This is a genomic window from Streptomyces sp. M-16, assembly GCF_052114405.1.
Classification (GTDB): Bacteria; Actinomycetota; Actinomycetes; order Streptomycetales; family Streptomycetaceae; genus Streptomyces.
On record NZ_JBFRER010000057.1, the window covers coordinates 16140 to 42082 of the forward strand.

Here is a 25943-nt window from a genome sequence, read left to right on the forward strand (position 1 = left end):
AAGCAGTTGGCTTGGGACCCATGAAGTACACGCAGCTCGGACGCACCGGACTCAAGGTCAGCCGACTCGTCCTCGGCACCATGAACTTCGGCCCCCAGACGGGCGAGGCCGAAAGCCACGCCCTGATGGACGCGGCCCTCGACGCCGGCATCAATTTCTTCGACACCGCCAATGTGTACGGCTGGGGTGAGAACAAGGGCCGCACCGAGGAGATCATCGGCACCTGGTTCGCCCAGGGCGCCGGCCGTCGCGACAAGACGGTGCTCGCCACCAAGGTCTACGGCTCGATGGCCCCCGAGGGCGCGGCGTGGCCCAACTACGACCGGCTCTCGGCCCTGAACATCCGCCGCGCCGTCGACGACAGCCTCAGGCGGCTGCGGACCGACCACATCGACGTCTACCAGTTCCACCACGTCGACCGGCAGACCCCCTTCGAGGAGATCTGGCAGGCCATCGAGGTCCTCGTCCAGCAGGGCAAGATCCTCTACGCGGGCTCCTCCAACTTCCCCGGCTGGAAGATCGCCCAGGCCAACGAGACCGCCGCCCGCACGGGGCGGCTCGGACTGGTCAGCGAGCAGTGCCTCTACAACCTCGCGGAGCGGCGCGCCGAGATGGAGGTCATCCCGGCCGCCGAGGCGTACGGACTCGGCGTCATCCCCTGGTCCCCGCTGCACGGGGGCCTGCTGGGCGGCGCGGTCCGCAAGGCGGCCGAGTCGGGGCGCAGTGCCTCCGGCCGGTCGGCGGACGCGCTGGCCAACAGCTCGGTACGGGCGCAGGTGCAGGCGTACGAGGACCTGCTCGACAAGCACGGCCTGGAGCCCGGCGAAGTGGCCCTGGCCTGGCTGCTGACCCGGCCCGGCGTCACCGGACCGATCGTCGGTCCCCGTACCGACGAACAGCTCGCCTCGGCGTTGCGGGCGGTGGAGCTGGAGCTCTCCGGGGAGCTCCTCGCCTCCCTGGACGAGGTCTTCCCGGGGCCGGGGGTTTCGCCGGAGGCCTTCGCCTGGTAGCGGGCCGGCCGGCCGGGGCGGCCGCCGGGCGGGTCCTACTGTCCGACGGCGGCCGCCACGGCGACGACGACGAACATCAGCACGAGCACACCGGCCATGACACGGTTTCTGGTCTTCGGGTCCACCCGTCGAGATTAACGCGACCGCCCCCGCCCCCGGCGCCGGGGGCTGCGAGACTTTCGCCATGGTGGTGACCGTGGAAGACGTACGGCGGCTCGCGCTCGCGCTGCCGCGCACCGAGGAGCACCTCGTCCGCGACCGGGTGAAGTTCCGGATCGGGCGGATCGTCTACCTCGCCCTCTCCCGGGACGAGAGCGAGCTCGGGTTCGCCTTTCCCAAGGAGGAGCGGGCCGCGCTGGTCGCGTCCGAGCCGGCGAAGTTCTCCCTGCCCGGCGCCGGTGACCTGCGCTACAACTGGGTGCACGCCCGGATGTCCGCCCTCGGCCACGGGGAGCTGGCCGAGCTGGTCACCGACGCCTGGCGGATGTGCGTACCGGCGAAGGTGGCCCGCACCCACCTGGAGGGCGGGCTGCCGGCCGCGCCCGGCCTCGACGAGCTGCGGGAGGCCGCCGCGGTGTTCGGGGCCTTCCCCGGCGTCGACCGCAGCTGGCGGGCGCTGGCCGCGGACACCGCCCCCGGCCTCGACCTGTCCCGGGCCGCGCACCGCACCGCCCTGCACCGCTGGCTCAACGCCTGGGGCTGCCGCATCCGCTACCCCCGGGACGGYGAGCCCGACCCGCTGGGGACCGGGCTCGACGCCTGGTGGGGCCGGCACAGCCTGCCCGGGGCCCCGCTCGCGGCCCTGGCCGACCGGGACCTCGCCCGGCTCGCGGCCGCGTACGGGGACCTGGCCGCGCTCCCGCTCGGCCGCCGCACCCTCGGGCCGACCGCCGCCGCCAAGGCCCTGTTCGCGCTGCGGCCGCGCACCGTGATGCCCTGGGACGCGGCGATCGCGACCCGCATGCACGGCGCGCGGGACGCCGCCGCCTTCGACCGGCACCTGCGCACCGGCCGGGCCTGGGCGCGGGCGGCGCTCGCCGAGAGCGGCCTGGACGAGGACGCGCTGACCGCCTGGCTGGGCCGGCCCGGACTCCCGCTGGCCAAGGTCCTCGACGAGTACCTGTACGTCACCCTCAGCCACCGGGGCGGCGACGCCCCCGACCCGGCCGTGCGCGCTCAGCCGGCCGCGGGGACCAGTGCGGGCTCCTCGGTGATCCGGGCCGGCCGGGGCCGGGCCAGCGCGACGTAGCTCGACGTGCGCAGCGCCACCGACACGTCGAGCCGGCCCGCGTTGAACCAGATCTCCTCCTGCTCCAGCAGCTCCGGATCGACCACCACCTCCACCGACGGGTCGAAGCTCACCGGCATGATCGAACCGCTGGCGCAGCCCGTCAGCTCCTCGGCGACCGTCCGCACGGCGAAGGAGGCGTTCGTGCCCCCGTACGCCGCCCGCACCGCCTCCAGGTCGACGCGCCGGTGCCCCGGCACCACGGCGATGACGTAGCGGCGTCGTTTGCGTCCCAGCGCGACTCTGATGACCAGGCACTTGGCGGCCTCTTCGAGGCGGTGGCCGCGGATGAGGCTGGCGAGTTCGGTCTGGCCCTCCGGGGCGTGGTGGAGCAGCCGGTAGTCGGCCCCTCCGTCGCCCAGGAGGTCGAGCAGGCGGGTGTAGCTGTCCGCGATCGCGGTCGCAGAGGTCACAACGGTCCTTTCCGGAAACTTCGTTGGCGGTGGCTCAGCGGTCGCGCAGCTCCAGGGTGCAGCACTTGACGCTGCCGCCCGCCTTGAGGAGCTCGGAGAGGTCGACCCCGATCGGCTCGAAGCCGCGCTCGCTGAGCTGGGCCCGCAGACCGGTCGCCGCCTCCGGCAGCAGCACGTGGCGGCCGTCGGAGAAGGCGTTCAGCCCGAAGACCGCGGCGTCCTCGGCGGTGGCGAGGATCGCCCGGGGGAACATCGTGCGGAGCACGGACCGGCTGCCCTCGGAGAAGGCGGCCGGGTAGTACATGACCTCGTCGTCGGAGAGCACGGCCAGTGCCGTGTCCAGGTGGTAGAACTCCGGGTCGACGAGGGTCAGGCTCGTCACCGGCAGGCCGAAGAACTCCTGGGCCTCGGCGTGCGAGCGCGGATCGGTGCGGAAGCCGGTGCCGGCCAGCAGCCGGCGGCCGACGGTGAGGATGTCGCCCTCGCCCTCGTTGATGAACTCGGGCCACAGCACCTCCCGGTAGCCCCGGCGCTCGAACCAGTCGAGGTACGCCGGACCTTCCGCGGTGCGCTGCGCGTGCCGGAAGCGGGCCCCGTAGACCTTGCCGTCGACCACGGTGGCGCCGTTGGCGGCGAACACCATGTCGGGGAGGCCGTCGACCGGCTCGATCTCCTCCACGAGGTGGCCGAGGTCGAGGTACAGGTCGCGCAGCCGCTCCCACTGGCGGAGGGCGAGGGCGGTGTCGGTGCGCTGCTCCGGGTGCATCCAGGGGTTGATCGAGTACCTGACGTCGTAGTGCCGGGGACGGCACATCAGCAGCCTCCGCCGGGTGGCGACGCGGGAGGGGACCGGGAGGGTGGCGGTGGGCTCGGTGAACGGCACGGGGACTCCTTCAAGGGTGACTGGAGGGGCCGGGCCGCCCACGGGATGGGGTGGGCGGCCGTCATCGGGGCACGGTGCGTCAGCGGGCGGAGGCGGGCGGGTACTCGGCGTGAGCATGCCGGGATCGCCTCTACTGCTCCTTTTTCACCGGAATCCGGATTCCGCCCCCCGAAGTCCGGGCCACCGGAACGTGAACCGTCCCGGAACCCTGCGCTTCACCGGCCCGGGCGCGGGGCGGGCGCGGGAGCGGGACGGGGCCTGCTCAGCCCGTCAGGGGCCAGGCCTCGACGACCTCGTACCGGGGCTGCTCACCGGGGACACCGCTGGTGGGGAGGTTGCTGCGGACGAGGCTGAGGGTGTCGACCCGCCAGGGCGTGCCCTCGAAGCCCGCGAGCGCGTCGAGGAACGGCCGCAGGTCGGCGGCGCCCCGGCTGCGGGCGAGGGTGAGATGGGGGGTGTAGCGGCGGTGCTGCTCCATCGGGATCCCGGCCCGCCGGGCGGCGGCGTCGGCCCGCTCGGCGAGCAGCCGCAGGGCGTCGAGGCCGCCGGCGGCTCCGGCCCACAGGGCGTGGTCGCCGAAGTGGCCCGCGCCGTGCAGGCGCAGTGCGAAGGGCTCGGTACGGGTGGCCGCGCGGGCCAGGCGGGCGTGCAGGTCGGGGAGCAGCCGGTCGGGGACCTCGCCCAGGAAGGCGAGCGTGAAGTGCCAGCCCGCCTCGGCGGTCCACCGCAGCCCGTCCCCGCGGGGCACCCCGGCGAGCGCGGCCCGCAGCTCCTCGACGGCCCCGTCGGACGGCAACACGGCGGCGAACAGCCTCATGCCCCGACGATATCCCCGCGCGCGCGGGCTCCGCGGGCCCCGCGCCGGATTTCCGGCCGGGACACGGCCCCGGCCCCGCCCGGTGCCGTCGGCGGGGCGGGCCCCCGGGCCCGGTGCCTGCCCGGAACGGGGCCCCGGGCCCGACCGTGCCCGGAACGGGGCCCCGGGCACGGGGCCCGGGGTCCCGTGCCGGGCTCCGGCCGGGGGAAGGGCTACGCCGCCTTGACCAGGGCGCGGGCGCGGTCGGTGCGGGCGGCGGGGACGAAGGTGATCCCGCGGCGGTTCACGCTCAGGCGGAGGTTGCCGACCCGGGAGAGGACCACCGCGACGCCGAGCGCCGCCGCGAGCGAGACAAGGCCGCCGGCGGCCATGCCGAGGCGGGCTCCGTAGGTGTCGGTGATCCACCCCACGAGGGGCGCCCCGACCGGGGTGCCGCCGGTGAAGACCATCATGAACAGCGCCATGACCCGCCCCCGCATCTCGGGGTCGGTGGCCATCTGGACGCTGGAGTTGGCCACCACGTTCACGGTCAGGCCGAACATCCCGACGGGCACCAGCAGCGCCGCGAACAGCCAGAAGGACGGTGCGAACGCCGTCACCAGCAGCAGGGCGGAGAAGAGGACCGCGGCCGTCACCAGCACCCGCAGCCGTGCCTGGCCCCGGCGCGCGGCCAGCAGGGCGCCGACCAGGGAGCCCGCCGCGATCAGGGTGTTGAACAGCCCGTACGTGCCGGCGTCGCCGTGGAAGACGTCGCCGACGAAGGCCGACAGCCAGATCGGGAAGTTGAACCCGAAGGTGCCGATGAAGCCGACCAGCACGATGGGCCAGACCAGCTCCGGCCGGCCCGCGACGTACCGCAGGCCCTCCCGCAGCTGGCCCTTAGCGCGCGGCTGCGGCGTGACGGGGTGCAGTTCGCGCGTCCGCATCATCAGCAGGCCCGCGATGGGCGCCGCGAAGGACAGCCCGTTCAGCAGGAAGGCCCAGCCGGAGCCGACGGCGGTGATCAGCACGCCGGCGATCGCCGGGCCGACCAGCCGCGCGGACTGGAAGTTGGCGGAGTTCAGGCTGACCGCGTTGGCGACCTGCGCGGGACCGACCATCTCGGAGACGAACGTCTGCCGGGCCGGGTTGTCGAGCACGGTGACCAGACCGAGCAGGAAGGCCGCGAGGTAGACGTGCCAGACCTGGACGTGTCCGGCCAGGGTGAGGACGGCGAGCGCGATGCCGGTCAGACCCATGGCGCCCTGGGTGGCCAGGAGCAGCGGCCGCTTGGGCAGCCGGTCGGCGAGGACGCCCCCGTAGAGGCCGAACACGAGCATCGGCAGGAACTGCAGGGCGATGGTGATGCCGACCGCGGAGGCCGAGCCGGTCAGGGAGAGGACCAGCCAGTCCTGGGCGATGCGCTGCATCCAGGTGCCCGTGTTCGAGACTGCCTGGCCGGCCGCGAAGAGCCGGTAGTTGCGGATCCGCAGCGAGCTGAACATGGAGTTCCTGCCCGCGGGTACCGCGCTAGAGGGGGTGGATGTGTGGCCGGGTGCGGAGTCTGCTCCGGTTCCCGTACTCAAAAGCGTTCGCCTCCTGGCGTCGTTCCTACAGGTGCGCGAGCTTCTCCAGGACGGGTGCGGCCTCGCGGAGCTTGGCCCATTCGTCCTCGGTGAGCTCGGCCGCGAGCCCGGCCAGGAAGGCGTTGCGCTTGCGACGGCTCTCTTCGAGCATCGCCTCGGCCTCCTCGGTCTGGCTGACCACCTTCTGGCGGCGGTCCTCGGGGTGCGGCTCCAGCCTGACCAGTCCCTTGGCCTCCAGCAGCGCGACGATGCGGGTCATCGACGGGGGCTGGACGTGCTCGCGCCGGGCCAGCTCACCGGGGGTGGCCTGGCCGCAGCGGGCGAGGGTGCCGAGGACCGACATCTCGGTCGGGCTCAGCGATTCGTCGACGCGCTGGTGCTTCAGGCGTCGGCCCAGCCGCATGACGGCGGAGCGGAGGTCGTTCACGGCGGCAGCATCGTCGCCATGGGAAAGGTCAAGCATGTACTTAGAATAACTCATTACTTTTCCTAAGGAACACCGGGTGGGGGTCGTCACTCGTACGGGTGAGTCGGCGGCGGAAAGTGACACGCGTCCACGCCGTCTGGCCCGACCCTTTCGGCATGGGGACACATGTGCTGAGCGTGCGCATAGACGGGGAGCTGCTGGAGCGGCTCCGCAACCATGCCGCCAAACGCGGAATGAGCGTCCAGGACTATGTCGTCCGGACGCTCATTCGCGATGACTTCGACGAGCGGTTCAAGACCGCGGTCGACGAGACGGAGAAGTTCTACGGTCTGACGTGACCGCCTGTGGCTCGGGGCGGCTACGTGAGGCCGAGGGCCGGCATCGCGTAGTAGAAGGCGAACACGGCCGAGACGACGTACATGGCGGCCGGGACCTCGCGACCCCGGCCGGTCGCCAGGCGCAGCACGCTGAAGCTGATGAAGCTGATGCCGATGCCGTTGGTGATCGAGTAGGTGAAGGCCATCATCACCATGGCCAGGAAGGCCGGGACGGCGATGGTGAAGTCGTTCCAGTCGATGTCCCTGACCGAGCCGGCCAGGATCAGGAAGCCGACCGCCACGAGGGCGGGGGTGGCGGCCTGCGAGGGCACCATGGTGGCCAGCGGGGTCAGGAAGAGCGAGACGGCGAAGAGGCCGCCGGTCACGATGTTCGCCAGACCGGTGCGGGCGCCCTCGCCGACGCCGGCGGTGGACTCCACGAAGCAGGTGGTGGCCGAGGACGAGGTCGCGCCGCCGGCGGCCACGGCCAGGCCGTCCACCAGCAGGACCCGGTTGATGCCGGGGAAGGTGCCGTCCGGCTGCGTCAGCTTGGCCTCGTCGCCGATGCCGAGGATCGTGCCCATCGCGTCGAAGAAGCAGGACAGCAGCACGGTGAAGACGAAGAGCACGCCGGTCAGCACGCCGACCTTGCCGAAGCCGCCGAACAGGCTGACCTGGCCGACGAGGCCGAAGTCGGGCGCGGCCACCGGGTTGCCGGGCCACTGCGGCACGGTCAGGCCCCAGGCCAGGTCCGGCAGGTCGGCGACCGCCTGGACGGCGACCGCGACCAGGGTCATGGCCACGATGGAGATCAGGATCGCGCCGGGCGTCTTGCGGATCAGCAGGGCGAGCGTGAGCAGGACGCCGACCACGAAGATCAGGACCGGCCAGCCGTGCAGGTGGCCGTTGCTCCCGAGCTGGAGCGGGACGGTGGTGTGCGCGGCGTCCGGGATGCGGGTGACGAAGCCGGAGTCGACCAGGCCGATCAGCATGATGAACAGGCCGATGCCGATCGCGATGCCCTTGCGCAGCCCCAGCGGGACCGCGTTCATGACCCGCTCGCGCAGGCCGGTGGCGACCAGCAGCATCACCACGAAGCCCGCCAGCACCACCATGCCCATGGCGTCGGGCCAGCTCATCCGCGGGGCGAGCTGGAGGGCGACGACGGTGTTGACGCCGAGGCCGGCCGCGAGGGCGATCGGGACGTTGCCGATCACGCCCATGAGGAGGGTGGCGAAGGCCGCCGTCAGCACGGTGGCCGTGACGAGCTGGCCGCTGTCGAGCTGGTGGCCGTACATGTCCTTCGCGCTGCCCAGGATGATCGGGTTCAGCACGATGATGTAGGCCATCGCGAAGAAGGTCGCGAACCCGCCCCGGAACTCCCGGGCCACGGTCGAACCGCGCTCCGAGATCTTGAAGTAGCGGTCGACGCGGGTGGTGGGGGCCGCGGCGGGTGCCGAGGTGCTCATGCGGTCCTCAAACGGGTTGATTGGGTGGTTCATACGAACGAAACCGGCCGTAGGCAAACCGTTTCAGTATGAACACATGAAGGACGGGCAGTCCATCTCCGCGCGTAGACCCCAAATCCGGCCACCTAGACTGGTCTCCATGGCGAAGTGGACTGCTCAGCACGAGGCGCCCGAGCCCCTTGAGGGCCCGGTGGTCGCCACCATCACCGGCGGCACGATCCTCTGGTTCGCCATGTTCCTCGTCCAGCTGCCCTTCTACGGGTGGTTCGCGGACCAGGACCTGCTGTGGTGGGTGTGGACCTGCGCGGCCGGCGGCGGGCTCGGCCTCATCGGCATCTGGTACGTCCGGGGCCGCGACGCCGCCCTCAAGCGCCACGCCGCCGAGCAGGCGGCCGCTGCCGCCCAGGGCACCGGAGCGGACCCCGCGTCCCCCGGTACGCCCGGCACGCCCGGCTCCGAGCGGTAGGGCCCGGACGCCGGCCCCGGCGCGGGCCCGGGCCCCGGCCTCCACACCGCCCCCGGCCCCGACCCCGACCAGGGGACGATTCCACTCATCCTGAAGTCGGATCTTCCGGCTTCTCGGCGGGTGAACCGTCCCGGCGCCCTTTACCGTCGAAAGCATGACGCAGCGGGCGAAGATCGACCATGACGGGCCGGAGCGCTCCGGCACCGGCCCCGCCATCGACGCGGGAGCCGAGCTGGATCCCGTCCACCCGGTGAAGCCCCCCGCCCCCCGCTTCAAGCCGGGCGGCCTCCTCACCGCCGAGGTCGCCGAGCGGGTCGCCCGCGGCGACGTCAACGACGTGCCCGTCCGCTCCTCCCGCTCCACGGCCGAGATCGTCCGCGCCAACGTCTTCACCCGCTTCAACGCCATCATCGGCGTCCTCTGGGTGATCATGCTCATCGTCGCGCCCATCCAGGACAGCCTCTTCGGTTTCGTGATCGTCGCGAACACCGGCATCGGCATCATCCAGGAAATGCGCGCCAAGAAGACCCTCGACGGGCTGGCCGTCATCGGCGAGGCCAAACCCAGCGTCCGCCGGGACGGCGCCACGGTGGAGATCTCCACCTCCGAGATCGTCCTCGACGACGTCATCGAACTCGGCCCCGGCGACAAGGTCGTCGTCGACGGGACCGTCGGCGAGGCCGACGGACTGGAGATCGACGAGTCCCTGCTCACCGGCGAGGCCGACCCCGTCCTCAAGAAGCCCGGCGACCAGGTCATGTCCGGGTCCTTCGTCGTCGCCGGGGGCGGCGCCTTCACCGCCACCAAGGTCGGCCGCGAGGCCTACGCCGCCCAGCTGGCCGAAGAGGCCTCCCGCTTCACCCTCGTCCACTCCGAGCTGCGCAGCGGCATCTCCACCATCCTCAAGTACGTCACCTGGATGATGATCCCGACCTCGATCGGCCTGATCGTCAGCCAGCTCGTCGTCAAGCAGAACAACGTCAAGGACGCCATCGCCCGCACCGTCGGCGGCATCGTCCCGATGATCCCCGAGGGGCTCGTCCTCCTCACCTCCGTCGCCTTCGCCGTCGGCGTCATCCGGCTCGGCCGCAAGCAGTGCCTCGTCCAGGAGCTCCCCGCCATCGAGGGCCTCGCCCGCGTCGACGTCGTCTGCCTCGACAAGACCGGCACCCTCACCGAGGGCGGCATGGACGTCACCGAGCTGCGCCCCCTGGGCGGCGCGGACCAGGCCTACGTCAGGAAGGTGCTGGGCGCCCTCGGCGAGTCCGACCCGCGCCCCAACGCCAGCCTCCAGGCCATCATCGACGCCTACCCCGACAGCGCCGAGTGGCGCTGCACCGAGTCCCTGCCCTTCTCCTCCGCCCGCAAGTACAGCGGCGCCAGCTTCAGCGAGGGCGACGGCGAGAACAACACCTGGCTGCTCGGCGCCCCCGACGTGCTGCTGCCCGCCGGGGACCCGGCGCTGGAGGAGATCGAGGGCCTCAACGAGCAGGGCCTGCGGGTCCTGCTGCTGGCCCGCTCGGCGCGCGAGCTCGACGACGCGGCCGTGGCCACCGGCAGCAGGCCCACCGCCCTCGTCGTCCTCGAACAGCGGCTGCGCCCCGACGCCGCCGACACCCTGCGCTACTTCGCGGAGCAGGAGGTCAAGGCCAAGGTCATCTCCGGCGACAACGCCGTCTCCGTGGGCGCGGTCGCCGGGAAGCTCGGGCTGCCGGGCGCGCACAGCACCGTCGACGCCCGCAAGCTGCCCGCCGAACGCGAGGGGATGGCCGCCGTCCTCGACGAGAACGCCGTCTTCGGCCGCGTCACCCCGCAGCAGAAGCGGGAGATGGTCGCCGCCCTCCAGTCCAAGGGGCACACGGTCGCCATGACCGGCGACGGGGTCAACGACGTCCTCGCCCTCAAGGACGCCGACATCGGCGTCTCGATGGGGTCGGGCTCGGAGGCCACCCGCGCCGTCGCGCAGATCGTCCTCCTCAACAACAGCTTCTCCACCCTCCCCTCGGTGGTCGCCGAGGGGCGCCGCGTCATCGGCAACATCACGCGCGTCGCGACCCTCTTCCTCACCAAGACGGTCTACTCGGTCCTCCTCGCCGTCCTGGTGGTCTGCTCCCAGGTCGAGTACCCCTTCCTGCCCCGCCACCTGACCCTGCTGTCCACGCTCACCATCGGCATCCCCGCCTTCTTCCTGGCCCTGGCGCCGAACACGGAACGCGCGAAGCCGCACTTCGTGAAGCGGGTCATGCGGTACGCGATCCCCGGCGGGGTGATCGCGGCCGTCGCCACCTTCGTCACCTACCTGCTCGCCCGCGCGCACTACAGCGGCCCGGACGCCCTCCAGGCCGAGACCAGCGCGGCGACGCTGACCCTGTTCCTCACCTCGATGTGGGTCCTGGTGATCATCGCCCGCCCGTACACCTGGTGGCGGGTGGCGCTGGTCGGCGCGATGGGCGGGGCCTTCCTGATCGTCCTCGTCGTGCCGTGGCTCCAGGAGTTCTTCCAGCTCAAGCTGGTGGGCGTCACGATGCCGTGGATCGCGGTGGCGATCGCGGCGGCCGCGGCCGCCGCGATCGAGTTCACCTTCCGGTGGGTGGACCGCAGGTTCCCGGCCTGACGGGGCCGCGGGTCACCGCGGCGCCGCGGTGAACGGCCCGGCACCGTCCGCCCGGGCCGGAGGCGGTGAGGACCGCGGCGGCGTCGCGGTCGCCCATCAGTCGAACCAGCGGTCGCGGGCCAGTTCCGCCGTGCGGGACGGGTCCTCCAGGAGGGCCGCCAGCTCGAAGCGGCGGGGCCACTGGCCCGCGGACCAGGCGAGGCCGGCCGCCACGCCCTCCAGGGTGGCCGCGTGGAGGGTGCCGTCCGGGGTGCGGCGCCAGTCCAGTTCCTTGCCGCCCGCGATCAGTTCCTCGTGCTCGACGTACGTCGGCGGCGTGGCCGGGCCCAGGAGGATCCGTACGGCCTCCGGTACCTCGTGCTCCTCGCCCGGGGTGGTCACCTCCGCCGGGACGGTGTCCGAGAGGCGGCGCACCTGGAGGAGCTCCGCCAGGTCGGCCGCGCGGGACGGGGCGACCGGCAGGAGAGGCAGGCCCCCGGCGAGGGGGAGCAGGTCCGGGGCGTCGGCGATGAGGGCGTCGGCCGCGTCCACCACGACCACCTCGCCGTCGACCACCGCCCGCAGCTCGTCGGGGAGGGTGACCTGCTCGGGGTCCAGCTCGGCCAGGGCCCCGTAGAGGCCGTGCAGCTGGCGGCCGGTCACCTCGCGGTCCGGGTCGGCGAGGCGGGACAGCAGCTCGGCGGCGCCCCCGGGCTCGTCCAGGAGCGCGGTGACCGTGGTGCGTACGCCGAGGGCGCGCAGGACCTGCTCGTCCTCGAAGCCGGCGGCGTCGGCCGGGGTGTAGAGCCCCTCCAGGAGCGGGTCGCCGCCGGCGGCGCGCAGCCCGGCGGGGCGGCGGCCGTCGAGCACGGGGTGGTCGCGCAGCCACCAGGCGGTGTACGGGCGCACGGACTGCGTGGTGCCGTCCGGGAGCAGGATCCGCACCGGCTGGGTCAGGGCGTCGCGCAGCGGGGGCTGCGCGAGCATCGCCAGGGCCCGGGGCCAGTGGTCGTCGTCGACGAGGTCCAGGTCGCGGACGGCGATCAGCTCGGTGGCCACCGGGGGCACCGGGGTCTCGGGCAGCTGGTCGAGGAGGTCCTCGCACCACACGTCGACCGCGTCGAGCAGCCCCGCGTCGTCCGGCTCGGCATAGTCCCCGTCGCGGGGCTCCAGTTCGTCCGGGTCCAGGACCACGTCGGTGGCGCGGACCAGCTGGAACGTGGTCAGCACGCCGCAGGCGGCCAGGACGTCGGCGTCCCAGCGCTCGGCGAGGCCGGCGTCCAGGTACGGGATCTCGTCCTCGCGCAGGACGGAGGCCAGCGGGCTGCCGGCGAGGAGGAGTTCACCGGCCGGGGTCGGTTCGCCGTCCTCGTCGGGCAGGGCCAGCGCGCCCAGCCAGGGCTCGTCGCCGGGGGCCAGGGCGGAGTCGCGGACCAGGGTGAGGACCACCTCGGCCAGTTCGTCGGCGTCCAGGGCGTCGGCGTCCTCGTCCCAGATCTCGCCCGCGTCCAGGGAGGCCGCCACGGCGGCCCGGACCTGCGGGGTCGTCAGGACGGCGCGTGCGGTGGCGGGGAGGGCGCCGAGCTTCTCCAGCAGCGGGTGCGCGGCGTCCGGGTGGGCCACCTTCAGCCCCAGGCGGGCCAGGGACGCGGGGGTGTCGGCGTAGGGCAGCAGGACGTGGCGCGGGCCGATCGTGGTGCGGCCGTCGGCGAGGGGGACGGGCAGGCCGGACAGCCGGTCGGGGTCCACCCCGGCCAGGGTGTCGTACAGGCGGTGCCACCAGTCCGGGGTGCGCTCGATGCCGGCGATCCGCTCGATGGCGTCGCCGAGCGGCAGCCGGCCGACGCCCAGGGTGCGCAGCTCGGCGCGCCGCTCCAGGCCGGCGGGAAGCAGGGTCGGGAGCACCTCGGCGAGGACCCGTACGGTGTCGGCGCCCGCGCCCTCGACGACCTCGGCCTCGAAGGGGCGCAGCCGGGTCAGCTCCTCGGAGGGGGCGGCCGGGGCGAGGAAGGCGGTGCGGGGCAGGCGCGTCAGGACGGCGGCGCGCAGGGCACCGTCGAGTTCGCCCTTGCCGAGCGGGCCGGGCACCAGGTCGACCAGGCCGGTGCCCACCGGGTCCCAGGCGCCGAGGAGTTCGGCGTACGCGTCCGCCGCGCGCGCGACGAGGAAGTCGGTCAGCGGCCCCGGCGCGGGGTGGCGGCGGGAGGTGTCCAGCGGCAGGGAGGCGATGAGCAGGGCGGGGATGCCGAGCGGTTCGTCGGTGGGGGTCGGCGCGTGCACGACGGGGGCGGTGCGGGGGCGTTCGGGCGCGCCGTCGGGGTCCACGGGCACGGCCCAGGTGACGGTCCAGACGGGCCGCAGCCGCTCCTCCACGGGCCGGTCGGCGAGGAGTTCCCGCTCGATGGGGCCGCTGTGGCGGACGGTGCGCCAGCGGTGGGTGCCGGAGGCGGAGTCCTCGATGACGGTGTACGGGCCCTCGGTGCGCCGGTACAGGGTGCGGGCGCCGTCGGCCGGCGTCTCGACGACGATCTCGCGCAGTCCGGGCAGGGTCAGGAGCAGGGCGTCGTCGACGCCCGACAGCAGCCGCTGCGCGAGGTCCTCGGCGGCGCTGTCGCGCAGCGGGAGGACGACGACGGTGTCGTAACCCTCGGGGGCGGTGCCCTCGGCGGGCAGCGGCAGGCGCAGCAGGGGGACGTGTCCGTCGCGCCGGCGCAGTTCGTCGCCGAGTCCGGGGCTGAACGCGGAGGCCTCGCGGGCCATTTCGCGGGCTTCCGCCAGCGACCAGCGCACGCCCCCGTGGCGGCCGAGGACGGCCGGTTCGTCGGAGACGGCGAGGACGGCGGCGAAGCCGACGCCGAAGCGGCCGACGGAGTCCCGGGCCTCCTCGCGCTTGGCGGAGGCGCGCAGGGTGCTGAGCGACTCGACGCCCGTCGCGTCCAGCGGGGCGCCGGTGTTGGCGGCGGCGAGCACGGCGGGGCCGTCGGGTCCGGCGGGGTGCAGGGTGAGCCGCAGCCGGCCGGGGACCCGGGCGCGGGCCGCGGCGTCGGCGGCGTTCTGGGCCAGCTCGACGACGAGCCGGTCCCGGTAGCCGCCGAGCGCCAGGTCCTCCTCGGCGTTGGCGTCCTCGCGGAAGCGGGCCGGGCCCGAGCCCCACGCGTCGAGCACCGAGCGCCGCAGCCGGGCCGTGCTGAAAGGGTCCACGCCGCTCTGGGCCGCCGTCACTCGCACGTTCACGCCGCTGCCTCCAAGATGTGCTGGGCCTGGGAACCTCCTGCCCGGACGCCTTGAAGGTATCGCGTGCGGGGACACCCCCTGCGCCGCGCCCGTCAGGTGGGCGAACACGACGACGTCGCGGTCCCGGTGGCGGTCGTCGGTGAGCCGGTGCCCGGCCGGGCGCCGCGTCGCCCCGCCCCGGCGTCACCCCGCCCCGCGAACGCCGGAGCCCCCGGCGACACGTGGTCGCCGGGGGCTCCGGATGCCGGTCAGGCCCGGCCGCGCCGGGTCAGAGCTGCTCGATCACGTAGTCGATGCACGCGGTCAGCGCCTGCACGTCCGCCGGGTCGACCGCCGGGTACATGGCGATGCGCAGCTGGTTGCGGCCGAGCTTGCGGTACGGCTCGGTGTCCACGATGCCGTTGGCGCGCAGCACCTTCGAGATCGCCGCCGCGTCGATGTCGTCCGAGAAGTCGATCGTTCCCATGACGGCCGAACGCTTGTCGGCGTCCTGCACGAACGGGCTGGCGTACTTCGAGGCCTCGGCCCAGCCGTACAGGTGGCGCGCACTGGCCGCCGTACGGCCGGTCGTGAACTCCAGGCCGCCCTGGGAGTTCATCCACCGCAGCTGCTCGTCCATCAGGAACAGGGTGGACAGCGCCGGGGTGTTGTACGTCTGGTTCTTCAGCGAGTTGTCGATCGCCGTCGGCAGCGAGAAGAACTCCGGGATGTGCCGGCCGGAGGCGTGCACGCGGGCGGCGCGCTCCAGCGCGGCGGGGGAGAACGCCGCCAGCCACAGGCCGCCCTCGGAGGCGAAGGCCTTCTGCGGGGCGAAGTAGTAGACGTCGGTCTCGGTGATGTCCACCGGAAGTCCACCCGCGCCGGAGGTCGCGTCCACCAGGACGAGCGAACCGGCGTCGGCGCCCGCGACGCGCTTGATCGGCGCCGCCACACCCGTCGAGGTCTCGTTGTGCGTGTACGCGTACGCGTCCACGCCCGCCTCGGCGACCGGCTCGGGGTGCGAGCCCGGCTCGGAGGAGATCACCGACGGCTCGTCCAGCCACGGCGCGAGCTTCGCGGCCTTGGCGAACTTCGAGGAGAACTCGCCGAAGGTGAGGTGCTGCGACTTCCGCTCGATGAGACCGGCGGTCGCGATGTCCCAGAAGGCGGTGGAGCCGCCGTTGCCCAGGATCACCTCGTAGCCCTCGGGGAGGGAGAAGAGGTCCCGGAGTCCCTGGCGCACCGAACCGACCAGGTTCTTTACCGGGGCCTGGCGGTGCGATGTTCCGATCAGGGAGGTACCGGTGGCGGCGAGGGCGTCCAGCGCCTCGGTCCGCACCTTGGAGGGGCCCGCGCCGAAGCGTCCGTCGGCGGGCTTGATGTCAGCGGGAATCTGGATCTCGGCCACGAGCGGAGCGTATCGGGTCCCCGACCGACCGTCGGAGGCGCGTCCACCCGATGAGACGCACCCGCGCGGTGGCAGGCTGGGCACCGTGACGTCACCCGGGGAACTCGAACGGACATTGCGGGCGAACCTGCGCGGGGAGGTGGACTTCGGTGCCGCCGCGCGGGCGTTGACGACGATGGACGCCTCCAACTACCGGCGCGTCCCCGTCGGTGTCGTCACCCCGCGCGACGCCGACGACGTGGCCGCCGCCCTCGCCCTCTGCGCGGAGGCCGGCGTGCCCGTCGTACCGCGCGGGGGCGGCACCTCCATCGCCGGACAGGCCACCGGCACGGGCGTCGTCCTCGACCTCACCCGGCACATGGACGCGCTGCTCGCCGTCGACCCGGCCGCCCGGACCGCCGTCGTCCAGCCCGGCTTGGTCCTCGACCGGCTGCGCGACGCCGTCCGCCCCCACGGACTGACCTTCGGACCCGACCCCTCCACCCACTCCCGCTGCACCCTCGGCGGGATGATCGGCAACAACGCCTGCGGCGCCCACTCGGTGGCCTGGGGCACCACCGCCGACAACGTCGACGAGCTCGCCGTCACCGCCTACGGGGGCACCGCGCACCGCCTCGCGCGCGGCTGGGCGGGCGCCCCGGCGGGCCTGCGGGAGCTCGTCGAGGGGAACCTCGCGGTGCTGCGCACGGGCATGTCCGGCGGCTTCTCCCGCCGGATCTCCGGCTACGGCGGGCTGGACGCGCTGCTGCCCGAGCGGGGCACCGGCCTCGCCCGCGCCTTCTGCGGCAGCGAGGGCACCCTCGGCGTGGTCACCGAGGCGGTGGTCAGGCTCGTGGAGCTCCCGGCCGCGCCCGTGCTCGTCGTCCTCGGGTACGCCGACGAGAGCGCGGCGGCGGACGCGGCCGCCGGGCTGCTGCCCCACCGGCCGCTCACGGTCGAGGGCATGGCCGAGGACCTGGTACGCGGCCCCGCCGGGCTCCCCCGGGGCGGCGCCTGGCTGTTCGTGGAGATGCCCGACGAGGGGGCCGCGCGGGCCCTGCTGCGCGGCGCCGACGCCCTCGACGCGGCGCTCGTCACCGACCCGGCCGGGCAGCGGGCCCTGTGGCGGCTGCGCGAGGACGCGGCCGGTACGGCGACGCGGATGCCGGACGGGAGTATGGCCTGGCCGGGGTGGGAGGACTGCGCGGTGCCGCCCGCGCGGCTGGGCGCGTACCTGAGGGAGTTCCGGGCGCTGCTGGCGGCGCACGGTCTGCGCGGAAGTCCGTACGGGCACTTCGGGGAGGGCTGCGTCCACGTCCGGATCGACTTCGACCTGGTCACCCGGGAGGGCGTGGCCCGCTTCCGGACCTTCTCCGAGGAGCTCGCCGACCTGGTCGTGGCCCACGGCGGGTCCCTCTCGGGGGAGCACGGCGACGGCCAGGCGCGGGCGGAGCTGCTGCCGCGCATGTACGGGCCCGAGGTCATCGCGCTCTTCGCGGCGTACAAGGACGTGTGGGACCCGGCCGGCGGGATGAACCCCGGGATCCTGGTCCGCCCGGCCCGCCTCGACGAGAACCTCCGCTTCGCGGTGCTGCCCCCCACCCCCTTCGCCGGGGAGGTGGCCACCTGCGTCGGCGTCGCGAAGTGCCGCTCCACGGAGGTCGGCGGGGCGGGGGTGATGTGCCCCTCGTACCGGGCCACCGGCGAGGAGCGGCACTCCACGCGCGGCCGGGCCCGGCTGCTGCACGAGATGCTGGCCGGGGAGACGATCACCGGCGGGTGGCGCTCGCCGGAGGTCGCCGAGGCCCTCGACCTGTGCCTGGGCTGCAAGGGCTGCCGCAGCGACTGCCCGGTCGGCGTGGACGTCGCCGCGTACAAGGCGGAGTTCCTGCACCGCCACTGGGCGGGCCGGCTGCGGCCCGCCTCCCACTACCTGCTGGGCGGCCTGCCGGACTGGCTCCGCACGGTCACCGCCCTGCGCGCGACCCGGGCCGCGAACGCGGCCGCCCGCCGGGTCCCGTTGCCGGGGCTGGCCCGGGAGCGGGACCTGCCGCCGCTGGCGCCGGTGCCGTTCACCCGGTGGTGGCGCGGGCGGCCGGCGGTGCCGGCCGGGGAACCGGCCGGGGAGCCGGCCGTGACGGTGACGCTGTGGCCCGACACCTTCTCGGAGTACCTGGCCCCCGAGGCCGGCCGCGCGGCGGTACGGGTCCTGGAGGCCGCGGGCCTCGCCGTCGCCGTCCCCGCCCGCCGGGTCTGCTGCGGGCTGACGTACGTCTCCACCGGCCGCCTGGACCGGGCCCGTACGGTGCTGCGCCGCACCCTGGACGCCGTCGGGGAGGTACGGGAGCCCGTACTGGTCCTCGAACCCAGCTGCGCGGCCGCCCTGCGCACCGACCTCCCGGCCCTGCTCCCCGACGACCCCCGCGCGCACCGGCTCGCGGCGGCCGTGCGCACCTTCGCGGAGACCCTGGAGGAGTACGCCCCGCACTGGAGCCCGCCCCGTCTGGACCGGCCCGTGGCCGGCCAGACCCACTGCCACCAGCACGCCGTCCTCGGCGACGCCGCCGACCGGCGGCTGCGCGGGCGCGCGGGGCTGAGCGGGGAACTCAGCGGGGGCTGCTGCGGCCTCGCGGGCAACTTCGGCTTCGAACCCGGCCACCACGCCGTCTCGGTGGCGTGCGCGGAGGAACAGCTGCTGCCGTCCCTGCGGGCGGCCGCCCCGGGCACGGCCGTCCTCGCCGACGGCTTCTCCTGCCGCACCCAGATCGCGCAGCTGTCCGGCGGCCACCGGGCCCGCCACCTGGCGGAACTGCTGGCGGAGGCGCTGGGAGGGGACGCACTGTGAAGACCACATGGCGGTAAGGCAGAACGCGGAGGTACGGTCCTTACGTACCCCTTAGTCTGGATTCATGCCCGCACCCTCCTCGTCCCCGACGACCACCACCAGCTCCCCCAGCTCCACCAGCACCACCAGTACTGCCGGCCCCGCCCCCGCCCCCGCCGCGTCGGCCCCGGCCCCGGCCCGGAACCGGTTCGGCCCGGTCGCCCTGGTGGTCTCGGCCGGTGTCTCGGTGCAGTTCGGCGCGGCCCTCGCGGTCACCCTGATGCCGCGGGCGGGCGCCGCGGGCGTGGTCACCCTGCGCCTCGCCGCGGCCGCGCTGGTGCTGCTGGTGGTGTGCCGGCCGAAGCTGCGCGGCTACACCCGCTCGGACTGGGGCACGGTCGTCGCCTTCGGCCTGGCCATGGCGGGCATGAACGGCCTCTTCTACCAGGCCATCGACCGCATCCCGCTCGGCCCGGCCGTGACCCTGGAGGTCCTCGGCCCGCTGGCCCTCTCGGTGATCGTCTCCCGCCGCCTGGTGAACCTGCTGTGGGCGGGCCTCGCCCTCGCCGGCGTCGTCCTGCTGTCCGGGCACGGCGGGGGCGGCTTCGGCTTCGGCTCCCTCGACCCGGCCGGCGCGGCCTTCGCCGTCGGGGCGGGTGCGATGTGGGCCGCGTACATCGTCTTCAGCGCCCGCACCGGCCGCCGTTTCCCGCAGGCCGACGGCCTCGCCCTGGCGATGGCGGTGGCTGCCGTCATCTCGCTGCCGCTGGGCGTCGCCCAGGCGGGTTCCGCCCTGCTCGTGCCGAGCACCCTCGCCCTCGGGCTGGGCGTGGCGGTGCTGTCCTCCGTGCTCCCGTACACGCTGGAGCTGCTCGCCCTGCGCCGTCTGCCCGCCCCGACCTTCGCGATCCTGATGAGCCTGGAGCCGGCCATCGCGGCGAGCGCCGGGTTGCTGGTGCTGGGGCAGGCGATGTCGGTGCTCGACGGCGTCGCGATCGCCCTGGTGATCGCCGCCAGCATGGGCGCGGTGCGTTCCCAGATCGGCAAGAAGGCACGCGCGGCGCTGTAGGCGACGGCGACGTGCGGGGCCCCTCGACCCGCCCGCCGGTGTCCGGATGTGACAGAGAGCCGTCATTGCGGCCATCCGGCGGCCCCGTGACCATGGACGCATGTCCCCTTCCCACCGCGTCGTCATCGCGGTCTTCCCGGACGTCGACCTGCTCGACGTCACCGGCCCGGCCGAGGTCTTCGCCCTGGCCAACCGGGAGAGCGGGGGCCGCGCGGGCTACGAGGTCCGGCTCGCGGCTCCCGACGCCGGGCCGGTGCGCACGGCGGCCGGGGTGCGTCTGGTCGTCGACCTGACCTTCGACGAGGTCGGGGCCGCCGTGGACACCCTGCTGGTGCCCGGCGCCGTGCGGACGGGCCCGGACGGGCCGGTGGCCCGGGTCGACGAGCACGTCGTCGAGTGGGTGAGGGCCACCGCGCCGCACGCCCGCAGGATCGCCTCCGTCTGCGTGGGCGCGCACCTGCTCGCGGCGGCCGGGCTGCTGGACGGCCGCCGGGCGACCACGCACTGGTCGACCGCCGCCCAGCTCGCGGCCGAACACCCGCGGGTACGGGTCGACGCCGACCCGATCTTCGTGCGGTCCGGCCGGGTGTGGACCGGGGCCGGCATCAGCGCCTGCATGGACCTCGCGCTCGCGCTGGTCGCCGAGGACCACGGCGAGGAGCTGGCGCTCGCGGTGGCCCGGCAGCTGGTGATGTACCTGCGCAGGCAGGGTGGCCAGAGCCAGTTCAGCGTGCCGCTGAGCCGGCCCGCGGCGGCCCGCAGGGACATCGACGAGCTGCGCCTGTTCATCACCGAGCACCTCGACGGCGAGCTGTCGGCGGCCGCGCTGGCCGGGCGGATGTGCCTGAGCGAACGGCACTTCGCCCGGGTCTTCCGGCAGGAGACCGGCACCAGTCCGGCCGCCTACGTGGAGGCCGCCCGGGTCGAGGCGGCCCGCAGGCTGCTGGAGACCACCGACGAGCCGCTGGAGCGGGTCGCGGCGGCCACCGGGATGGGCTCGGTGGAAACGCTGCACCGCGCCTTCCGCAAGCAGCTCGACATCACGCCGGCGTCCTACCGGCGCCGCTTCCGCACCGCCTCCTGACCACCCCCGTACCCCGTCCGGGCGCCCCGGACCGCGTCCGCGCGCCTCCGTACCGCTCCCGCACATCCCCGTACCGCTCCCGCACATCCCCGTACCGCGTCCGGGCGCCCTCGTAGCGCTCCCGCACGCCCCCGTACCGCTTCCGCACACCGCTTCGCGACCTTCCCGACCCCCGGCACGCGGGCCCCGTGGCTCCGCCATGCCTCCTCACCGAAAGGAACACCCCACCATGACCCCCTCCGTGAGCCTGCGCGACGTCATCGGCCTCGACAACACGCCGCCCCGCCTGGCCGAGAGCACCCTGGTCCTGATCGACTTCCAGAACACCTACCGCAGCGGCGTCATGGCCCTCGACGGCGCCGAGGCGGCCCTGGCCGCCGGGGCCCGGCTGCTCGCCGCCGCCCGTGCGGCCGGCACGCAGGTCGTCCACGTCGCGGACGCCGGCTACGACCTCACGTCCGAGGCCGGCTCCATCAGTGCCGAGGTGGCGCCCGCGGACGGCGAGCCGGTCGTGGTCAAGCAGGTGCCGAACGCCTTCCACGGCACCGGCCTGGAGAAGGTCCTGCGCGACCTGGGCGCCGGCCCCGACCTGGTGCTGGCCGGGTTCATGACGCACATGTGCGTCGCCTTCACCGCCCAGGGCGCCTTCAACCTGGGCTACCGGCCCACCGTCGTCGCCGAGGCGACCGCCACCCGCTCGCTGGCCGCGCCCGACGGCACGGTCGTCCCCGCCGCCGCCCTGCGGACGGCGGCCCTGACCACCATCGCCGACGTCTTCGGCCTCGTCGTCCCCACCGTCGCCGACCTCGCTCCCTGACCTGTACGGGGGTCAGGACAGGGGCAGGTCCAGGAAGGACGGGGTGGGCTCGGGGGAGGTGAAGGCGAGGGTGGCGCGGGGGAGGTTGGCGTCCCCGTAGAAGGGGTCGCGGGCGGCCAGCACCAGCATCACGCGGTGGCCGGGCGGGACGTCGTAGGCCGTGGCCTGGAGGGAGATGTCCGCGCAGATCAGGCTGTCCGGGGCCGAGTGGAGGTCGCTGAACGGGGCGTGCGTGACCAGGTGCGCCGAGCCGTCGGGCGCCAGGTCCATCAGGTACGCCACGAACGTGGAGCCGGGGTTCGCGGCGCGGTAGGTCACCCGGAGCCGGGGAGTGCCGCGCAGCCGGGCGGTCTCCGGCACCGGCGGGGAGGTCCAGACGGCCGCCACCGTACGGTCGACGGCGTCGGCCCGGTAGACCGCGGGCAGGCCGGCCAGCTCCGCGGATCCGGAGCGCACGACCTCGTCGGCGACCCGCACCCGGGTCTCCACCCCGCACACCACCCCGGCCGTCCAGCCCGGCTCGGGCGCTTCGGCGAGCACCCCGCCGCCGGTGAGGTGCAGGCGGCGGATGCGGCGGGTGAGGGAGTTCCAGGTGGGGTGGCGTTCCAGGGCGCGGGTCCACATCACCTCGCCGAGCACCTGTCCCTCGTCGGCGATGCCGTTGTCGGCGTCCCGGAGGTGGTGGTCGAACCAGCGGTGGGCGTCGGTCCAGATCCGGTTCGGCAGGCCGAGCAGGCCGGTCGTCTCGCGGCCGGCGTGGTCGCCGATGGAGGCGTCGAGCCGCTTGGGGCCGGTGAGTTCGCCGAACAGCTTCAGGGTCTGGTTGGCGGGGAAGAGGGTCTCGTGCCACGCCAGGGAGAGGAAGACCGGCACCCGGCGGCGGTTGATCTCCTTGAGGTGGGTGAAGGGCGAGCGCTGCTCCGCCCACAGCAGGTTCTCCTCCGCGTCCCGGCCGGCCAGGACGTTCTCCAGCACCCGCTCGGTCCGCCGGCCCAGCCGGGCGCGGGCCGCCGCCGCGTACAGGGCCTGGACGGCGCAGGCGCGGGCGGTGGAGTTCTCGTAGAGGACCTCCCCGAGGTCGCCCCAGGCGCCGAGCGCCGCGACCGCGTCCACCCGGGTGTCGTGCGCGGCGGCGAGCAGGGCGATGCCCGAGCCGTAGGAGTGGCCCAGGAAGCCGATCCGGGTGACGGGCCCCGCCGTGCGTTCGAGCAGGTGGTCCAGGGCGTGCCCGGCGTCGGCGACGTCGAGCGGCCCGGCGGCGTCCACGTGGCCCTGCGAGGCGGCGAACCCGCGGGCGCTGTAGGCGAGGACGTCGTAGCCGCGCGCCGCGAAGAGGCTCGCCTGGACGGCGTACGTGACCCAGCCCTGGTCCGTCCACGAGGCGGGGATCACCACCACCGGACGCGGCCCGGATCCCGTGTGCCGCCAGAGCGCGGCGTCGAGCAGGTCCCCGCCCGCGCCGGCCACCTTGCCCCGGCTGAAGACGGCGACGGCCCGGACGGCCGCCACCTCGGCGGCGCGGGCGGGCGGCAGCCCGGCGGGATCGCCGCTCTCCAGGGCGGCGGCGAAGGCGCCGAGGGCCGTCACGTCGAGTTCGGGGTGGAGCGGCAGGGATGCTGGGTTCACGGCGTTCATCCTCGTCGTCGATGGGCGTGGACGTGTTCGGATGCGGATGCGCGAGCGGGCGGCGGAACCTCCAGTATCGGCGCGCCGGACGGCGCCGTCCGGGGGCTTCCCGGCGGACGGCCGAAAGCCTCCCCGGCCGGACGCGGGGGCGACCGGGGGAGCGGGCGGGTGGCGCGGTCAATGCGCCAACTCGGTCTCACCCGAACGGGTTTGGGGGTGCTGGCGGGAACCGGCCGGGCGCTGCAAAAATCATGCAAGCATGCTTGATTGTTTAAACGGAGGCTGCCAGGCTTCCCCTCACGCCGAGAGGGGAGCACACCGTGCCCGATCCGTCCGCCGTCGCCGTCTTCACCGATCTACGGGAGGAGAGCGGGGAACTAGACGCCCTCGTGGGGGAGTTGCCCGCGTCCGGCTGGGCCGCTCCCACCCCCGCGAGCGGCTGGACCATCGCCCACCAGATCGCCCACCTGCACTGGACCGACCAGGCCGCGCTGCTCGCCCTCACCGACCCCGACGCCTTCGCGCTCAGGGTCGAAGAGGCCCTGAAGGCCCCCGACTCCTTCGTCGACGAGGGCGCCGAGGAAGGGGCCCGGCTGGCCCCCGCCGAGCTCCTCGCCCGCTGGCGCGAGGGCCGCCGCGCGCTCGACACCGCCCTCGCCGCCGCCTCGCCCGACGCCCGCTTCCCCTGGTACGGGCCCCCGATGAAGGCCGCCTCCATGGCCAGCGCCCGCCTGATGGAGACCTGGGCGCACGGCCAGGACGTCGCCGACGCCCTCGGGGTCCGCCGCACTCCCGGCGCCCGGCTGCGGCACGTCGCCCGGATCGGCGTACGGGCCCGCGCCTACGCCTACACCGTGCGCGGACTGCCGGTGCCCGAAGCGGAGGTCCGGGTGGAACTCACCGCCCCGGACGGCCGCGAGGTGTGGGCGTACGGACCCGCCGACGCCCCGCAGCGCGTCACCGGCCCCGCCCTGGACTTCTGCCTGCTGGTCACCCAGCGCGCCCACCGCGCCGACCTCGCCCTCACCGCCACCGGCCCCGACGCCGACCGCTGGCTCGACATCGCCCAGGCCTTCGCCGGACCCGCCGGCTCCGGCCGCGCCCCGCGGGAAGCCCGGTGAACCGCCGCCCGCTGCGCATCGGCAACGCCTCCGGCTTCTACGGGGACCGGCTCGGCGCCCTGCGCGAGATGCTGACCGGCGGCCCGCTGGACGTCCTGACCGGGGACTACCTGGCGGAGCTCACCATGCTGATCCTCGGCCGCGACCGCCTCAAGGACCCCGGCCTCGGCTACGCCAAGACCTTCCTGCGACAGCTGGAGGACTGCCTGGGCCTCGCGCACGAGAAGGGCGTACGGATCGTCACGAACGCCGGCGGACTCCACCCGGCCGCCCTCGCCGACGCCGTACGGGAACTGGCGGCCAAGGCGGGCGTCCCCGTCGCCGTGGCCCACGTCGAGGGCGACGACCTCATGCCCTACGAGGAGGGCGCGCTCACCGCCAACGCCTACCTCGGCGGCGCCGGGATCACCGCCTGCCTGCGGGCGGGCGCGGACGTGGTGGTCACGGGCCGGGTCACCGACGCGGCCCTGGTCAGCGGGCCCGCCGCCTGGTGGTTCGACTGGGCGCCGGACGCGTACGACCGGCTGGCCGGGGCGGTGGTCGCCGGGCACGTCCTGGAGTGCGGCACCCAGGCCACCGGCGGCAACTACTCCTTCTTCACCGCCCACGACGTGCGACGCCCCGGCTTTCCGCTCGCGGAGGTCTCCGAGGACGGCTCGGCCGTCATCACCAAGCATCCGGGCACCGGCGGGGCCGTCACCCCCGGGACCGTCACCGCCCAGCTCCTCTACGAGACCCAGGGCCCCCGCTACCTCGGCCCCGACGTCACCGCCCGCCTGGACACCGTCCGCCTCCACCCCGACGGCGCGGACCGGGTCCGGATCAGCGGCGTCCTCGGAGAGCCCCCGCCGGCGACCCTCAAGGTGGGCGTCACCCGCATCGGCGGCTGGCGCAACGAGGTCGTCTTCGTCCTGACCGGCCTCGACGTCGAGGCCAAGGCCGCCCTGGTGACCGAACAGCTGGCCGGCCCGCTGGCCGGGGTGGAGTCCGCCGACTGGACCCTGGCCCGGACCGACCACGAGGACGCCGCCACCGAGGAGACCGCCAGCGCCCTGCTGCGGCTGGTGGTCCGCGACCCGTCCCCCGACCGGGTCGGGCGCGCCCTGACCTCGTCGGCCGTCGAACTGGCCCTCGGCAGCTACCCCGGCTTCCACGTCACGGCCCCGCCGGGACCGGCCCAGCCGTACGGGGTGTTCACCTCGACGGCGATCCCCGCCGCCCGGGTGCCGCACACGGCGGTCCTCCCGGACGGCACCCGGGTGCCGGTGAGCCCGTCCGGTCCGCCCCCGCGGGCGAGTGGGGCCATTGGGGCCCCGCCGGGGACGGCGCCCGTTCCAGCCCCGCCGGCGTCTGAGGCGCGGCGGTCCGGGGACGGAGCCCCCGACGGGCCCGGGGCGGAGCCCCGGGACGGGGCCCCGGGGGCGCGGCCCCCGGTCCCGGCAGGGGGCGGGGTGGGGRAGAGCCCCGCAGGGCCCGCCGGCCCGGCCGCCTCCGTGGCCCACGCCGGCCCGGCCGCCTCCGTGGCCGACGCTGGCCCGGCCGCCTCCGTGGCCC

Annotated in this window: 20 protein-coding genes; 11 read left to right on the top strand and 9 right to left on the bottom strand. The window is 74.5% G+C overall.

Features of this window, described 5'->3' with window-relative positions; genetic code table 11:
• Nucleotides 1-20: 20 nt before the first annotated feature.
• Both AB4039_RS24585 and AB4039_RS24590 read left to right on the top strand, forming a co-directional pair.
• Nucleotides 21-1010 (top strand): aldo/keto reductase, encoded by a 990-nt coding sequence (locus AB4039_RS24585; protein ID WP_266840778.1) that lies wholly within the window; start codon nucleotides 21-23, stop codon nucleotides 1008-1010.
• Nucleotides 1011-1194: 184 nt separating this feature from the next.
• The gene (locus AB4039_RS24590; protein WP_442271833.1) at nucleotides 1195-2259 is read left to right on the top strand and encodes an MmcQ/YjbR family DNA-binding protein; all 1065 of its coding nucleotides are present in this window, start codon (nucleotides 1195-1197) and stop codon (nucleotides 2257-2259) included.
• Here AB4039_RS24590 and AB4039_RS24595 read toward each other — a convergent pair.
• The 5 genes from AB4039_RS24595 to AB4039_RS24615 form a co-directional block, all read right to left on the bottom strand.
• Nucleotides 2187-2711, bottom strand: coding sequence for a YbaK/EbsC family protein (locus AB4039_RS24595; RefSeq protein WP_442271834.1), 525 nt, complete (start codon nucleotides 2709-2711; stop codon nucleotides 2187-2189). The two genes, AB4039_RS24590 and AB4039_RS24595, sit on opposite strands and share 73 nt — an antisense overlap.
• 34 nt (nucleotides 2712-2745) lie before the next feature.
• Entirely contained in the window at nucleotides 2746-3594 is an 849-nt protein-coding gene (gene ddaH, locus AB4039_RS24600; RefSeq protein ID WP_442271835.1) for a dimethylargininase, read from the bottom strand.
• 262 nt (nucleotides 3595-3856) lie between these two features.
• Nucleotides 3857-4411: an RNA 2',3'-cyclic phosphodiesterase gene (thpR, locus tag AB4039_RS24605; protein WP_266840784.1), complete on the bottom strand. Its 555-nt coding sequence runs from the start codon at nucleotides 4409-4411 to the stop codon at nucleotides 3857-3859.
• 212 nt (nucleotides 4412-4623) lie between these two features.
• Nucleotides 4624-5976 carry an MFS transporter gene (locus tag AB4039_RS24610; protein WP_442271836.1) on the bottom strand — a complete coding sequence of 451 codons (1353 nt, stop codon included), beginning with the start codon at nucleotides 5974-5976 and terminating at the stop codon, nucleotides 4624-4626.
• 25 nt (nucleotides 5977-6001) lie between these two features.
• Nucleotides 6002-6439 carry a MarR family transcriptional regulator gene (locus AB4039_RS24615; protein WP_266840788.1) on the bottom strand — a complete coding sequence of 146 codons (438 nt, stop codon included), beginning with the start codon at nucleotides 6437-6439 and terminating at the stop codon, nucleotides 6002-6004.
• A 119-nt stretch (nucleotides 6440-6558) separates the two neighbouring features.
• Between AB4039_RS24615 and AB4039_RS24620 the strand changes: the two genes are divergently transcribed.
• Nucleotides 6559-6741 (top strand): ribbon-helix-helix protein, CopG family, encoded by a 183-nt coding sequence (locus AB4039_RS24620; RefSeq protein ID WP_030239290.1) that lies wholly within the window; start codon nucleotides 6559-6561, stop codon nucleotides 6739-6741.
• Between the two features lie 20 nt (nucleotides 6742-6761).
• On the opposite strand, the gene AB4039_RS24625 is transcribed toward AB4039_RS24620, so the two are convergent.
• Nucleotides 6762-8189, bottom strand: a complete 1428-nt coding sequence (locus AB4039_RS24625; protein WP_266840793.1) for an NCS2 family permease — start codon at nucleotides 8187-8189, stop codon at nucleotides 6762-6764.
• Between the two features lie 139 nt (nucleotides 8190-8328).
• Between AB4039_RS24625 and AB4039_RS24630 the strand changes: the two genes are divergently transcribed.
• The gene (locus AB4039_RS24630; RefSeq protein WP_442271837.1) at nucleotides 8329-8655 is read left to right on the top strand and encodes a DUF2530 domain-containing protein; all 327 of its coding nucleotides are present in this window, start codon (nucleotides 8329-8331) and stop codon (nucleotides 8653-8655) included.
• A 154-nt stretch (nucleotides 8656-8809) separates the two neighbouring features.
• A complete protein-coding gene (locus tag AB4039_RS24635) occupies nucleotides 8810-11269 on the top strand; it encodes a cation-translocating P-type ATPase (RefSeq protein WP_266840797.1) in 2460 nt (819 codons plus the stop codon).
• A gap of 96 nt (nucleotides 11270-11365) precedes the next feature.
• Here AB4039_RS24635 and AB4039_RS24640 read toward each other — a convergent pair whose 3' ends face one another.
• Both AB4039_RS24640 and serC read right to left on the bottom strand, forming a co-directional pair.
• Nucleotides 11366-14482, bottom strand: coding sequence for a sacsin N-terminal ATP-binding-like domain-containing protein (locus AB4039_RS24640; protein WP_442271838.1), 3117 nt, complete (start codon nucleotides 14480-14482; stop codon nucleotides 11366-11368).
• 268 nt (nucleotides 14483-14750) lie between these two features.
• Nucleotides 14751-15869 (bottom strand): phosphoserine transaminase, encoded by a 1119-nt coding sequence (gene serC / locus AB4039_RS24645; protein ID WP_266840801.1) that lies wholly within the window; start codon nucleotides 15867-15869, stop codon nucleotides 14751-14753.
• An 85-nt stretch (nucleotides 15870-15954) separates the two neighbouring features.
• Here serC and AB4039_RS24650 point away from each other — a divergent pair, with 85 nt between their 5' ends.
• From AB4039_RS24650 to AB4039_RS24665, 4 genes are all read left to right on the top strand, one after another.
• Nucleotides 15955-18693, top strand: a complete 2739-nt coding sequence (locus AB4039_RS24650; RefSeq protein WP_442271839.1) for an FAD-binding and (Fe-S)-binding domain-containing protein — start codon at nucleotides 15955-15957, stop codon at nucleotides 18691-18693.
• A gap of 64 nt (nucleotides 18694-18757) precedes the next feature.
• Nucleotides 18758-19741 (top strand): EamA family transporter, encoded by a 984-nt coding sequence (locus tag AB4039_RS24655; protein WP_442271840.1) that lies wholly within the window; start codon nucleotides 18758-18760, stop codon nucleotides 19739-19741.
• A gap of 100 nt (nucleotides 19742-19841) precedes the next feature.
• On the top strand, nucleotides 19842-20825 hold the full coding sequence (locus AB4039_RS24660) for a DJ-1/PfpI family protein (RefSeq protein ID WP_266840805.1): 984 nt from the start codon (nucleotides 19842-19844) through the stop codon (nucleotides 20823-20825).
• Between the two features lie 229 nt (nucleotides 20826-21054).
• Entirely contained in the window at nucleotides 21055-21642 is a 588-nt protein-coding gene (locus tag AB4039_RS24665) for an isochorismatase family protein (RefSeq protein ID WP_442271841.1), read from the top strand.
• Between the two features lie 12 nt (nucleotides 21643-21654).
• Here the strand turns inward: AB4039_RS24665 and AB4039_RS24670 are convergent, their stop codons facing one another.
• A complete protein-coding gene (locus AB4039_RS24670) occupies nucleotides 21655-23277 on the bottom strand; it encodes an alpha/beta fold hydrolase (protein ID WP_266840809.1) in 1623 nt (540 codons plus the stop codon).
• A gap of 311 nt (nucleotides 23278-23588) precedes the next feature.
• Here AB4039_RS24670 and AB4039_RS24675 point away from each other — a divergent pair, with 311 nt between their 5' ends.
• Together AB4039_RS24675 and AB4039_RS24680 are read left to right on the top strand one after the other, a co-directional pair.
• Nucleotides 23589-24389, top strand: coding sequence for a TIGR03084 family metal-binding protein (locus tag AB4039_RS24675; RefSeq protein WP_266840811.1), 801 nt, complete (start codon nucleotides 23589-23591; stop codon nucleotides 24387-24389).
• Nucleotides 24390-24457: 68 nt separating this feature from the next.
• On the top strand, nucleotides 24458-25943 hold a 1486-nt coding region (locus AB4039_RS24680; RefSeq protein WP_442271842.1), incomplete at its 3' end, for an acyclic terpene utilization AtuA family protein.

Excerpts from the sequence above, each read along its gene's own strand:
- thpR (WP_266840784.1), bottom strand. The coding sequence starts at position 4,411 with ATGAGGCTGTTCGCCGCCGTGTTGCCGTCCGACGGGGCCGTCGAGGAG.
- AB4039_RS24635 (WP_266840797.1), top strand. The coding sequence starts at position 8,810 with ATGACGCAGCGGGCGAAGATCGACCATGACGGGCCGGAGCGCTCCGGC.
- AB4039_RS24660 (WP_266840805.1), top strand. The coding sequence starts at position 19,842 with ATGTCCCCTTCCCACCGCGTCGTCATCGCGGTCTTCCCGGACGTCGAC.
- AB4039_RS24665 (WP_442271841.1), top strand. The coding sequence starts at position 21,055 with ATGACCCCCTCCGTGAGCCTGCGCGACGTCATCGGCCTCGACAACACG.
- AB4039_RS24670 (WP_266840809.1), bottom strand. The coding sequence starts at position 23,277 with ATGAACGCCGTGAACCCAGCATCCCTGCCGCTCCACCCCGAACTCGAC.
- AB4039_RS24585 (WP_266840778.1), top strand. The coding sequence starts at position 21 with ATGAAGTACACGCAGCTCGGACGCACCGGACTCAAGGTCAGCCGACTC.
- AB4039_RS24655 (WP_442271840.1), top strand. The coding sequence starts at position 18,758 with ATGCCCGCACCCTCCTCGTCCCCGACGACCACCACCAGCTCCCCCAGC.
- AB4039_RS24615 (WP_266840788.1), bottom strand. The coding sequence starts at position 6,439 with ATGCTTGACCTTTCCCATGGCGACGATGCTGCCGCCGTGAACGACCTC.
- AB4039_RS24625 (WP_266840793.1), bottom strand. The coding sequence starts at position 8,189 with ATGAGCACCTCGGCACCCGCCGCGGCCCCCACCACCCGCGTCGACCGC.
- AB4039_RS24630 (WP_442271837.1), top strand. The coding sequence starts at position 8,329 with ATGGCGAAGTGGACTGCTCAGCACGAGGCGCCCGAGCCCCTTGAGGGC.
- AB4039_RS24620 (WP_030239290.1), top strand. The coding sequence starts at position 6,559 with ATGGGGACACATGTGCTGAGCGTGCGCATAGACGGGGAGCTGCTGGAG.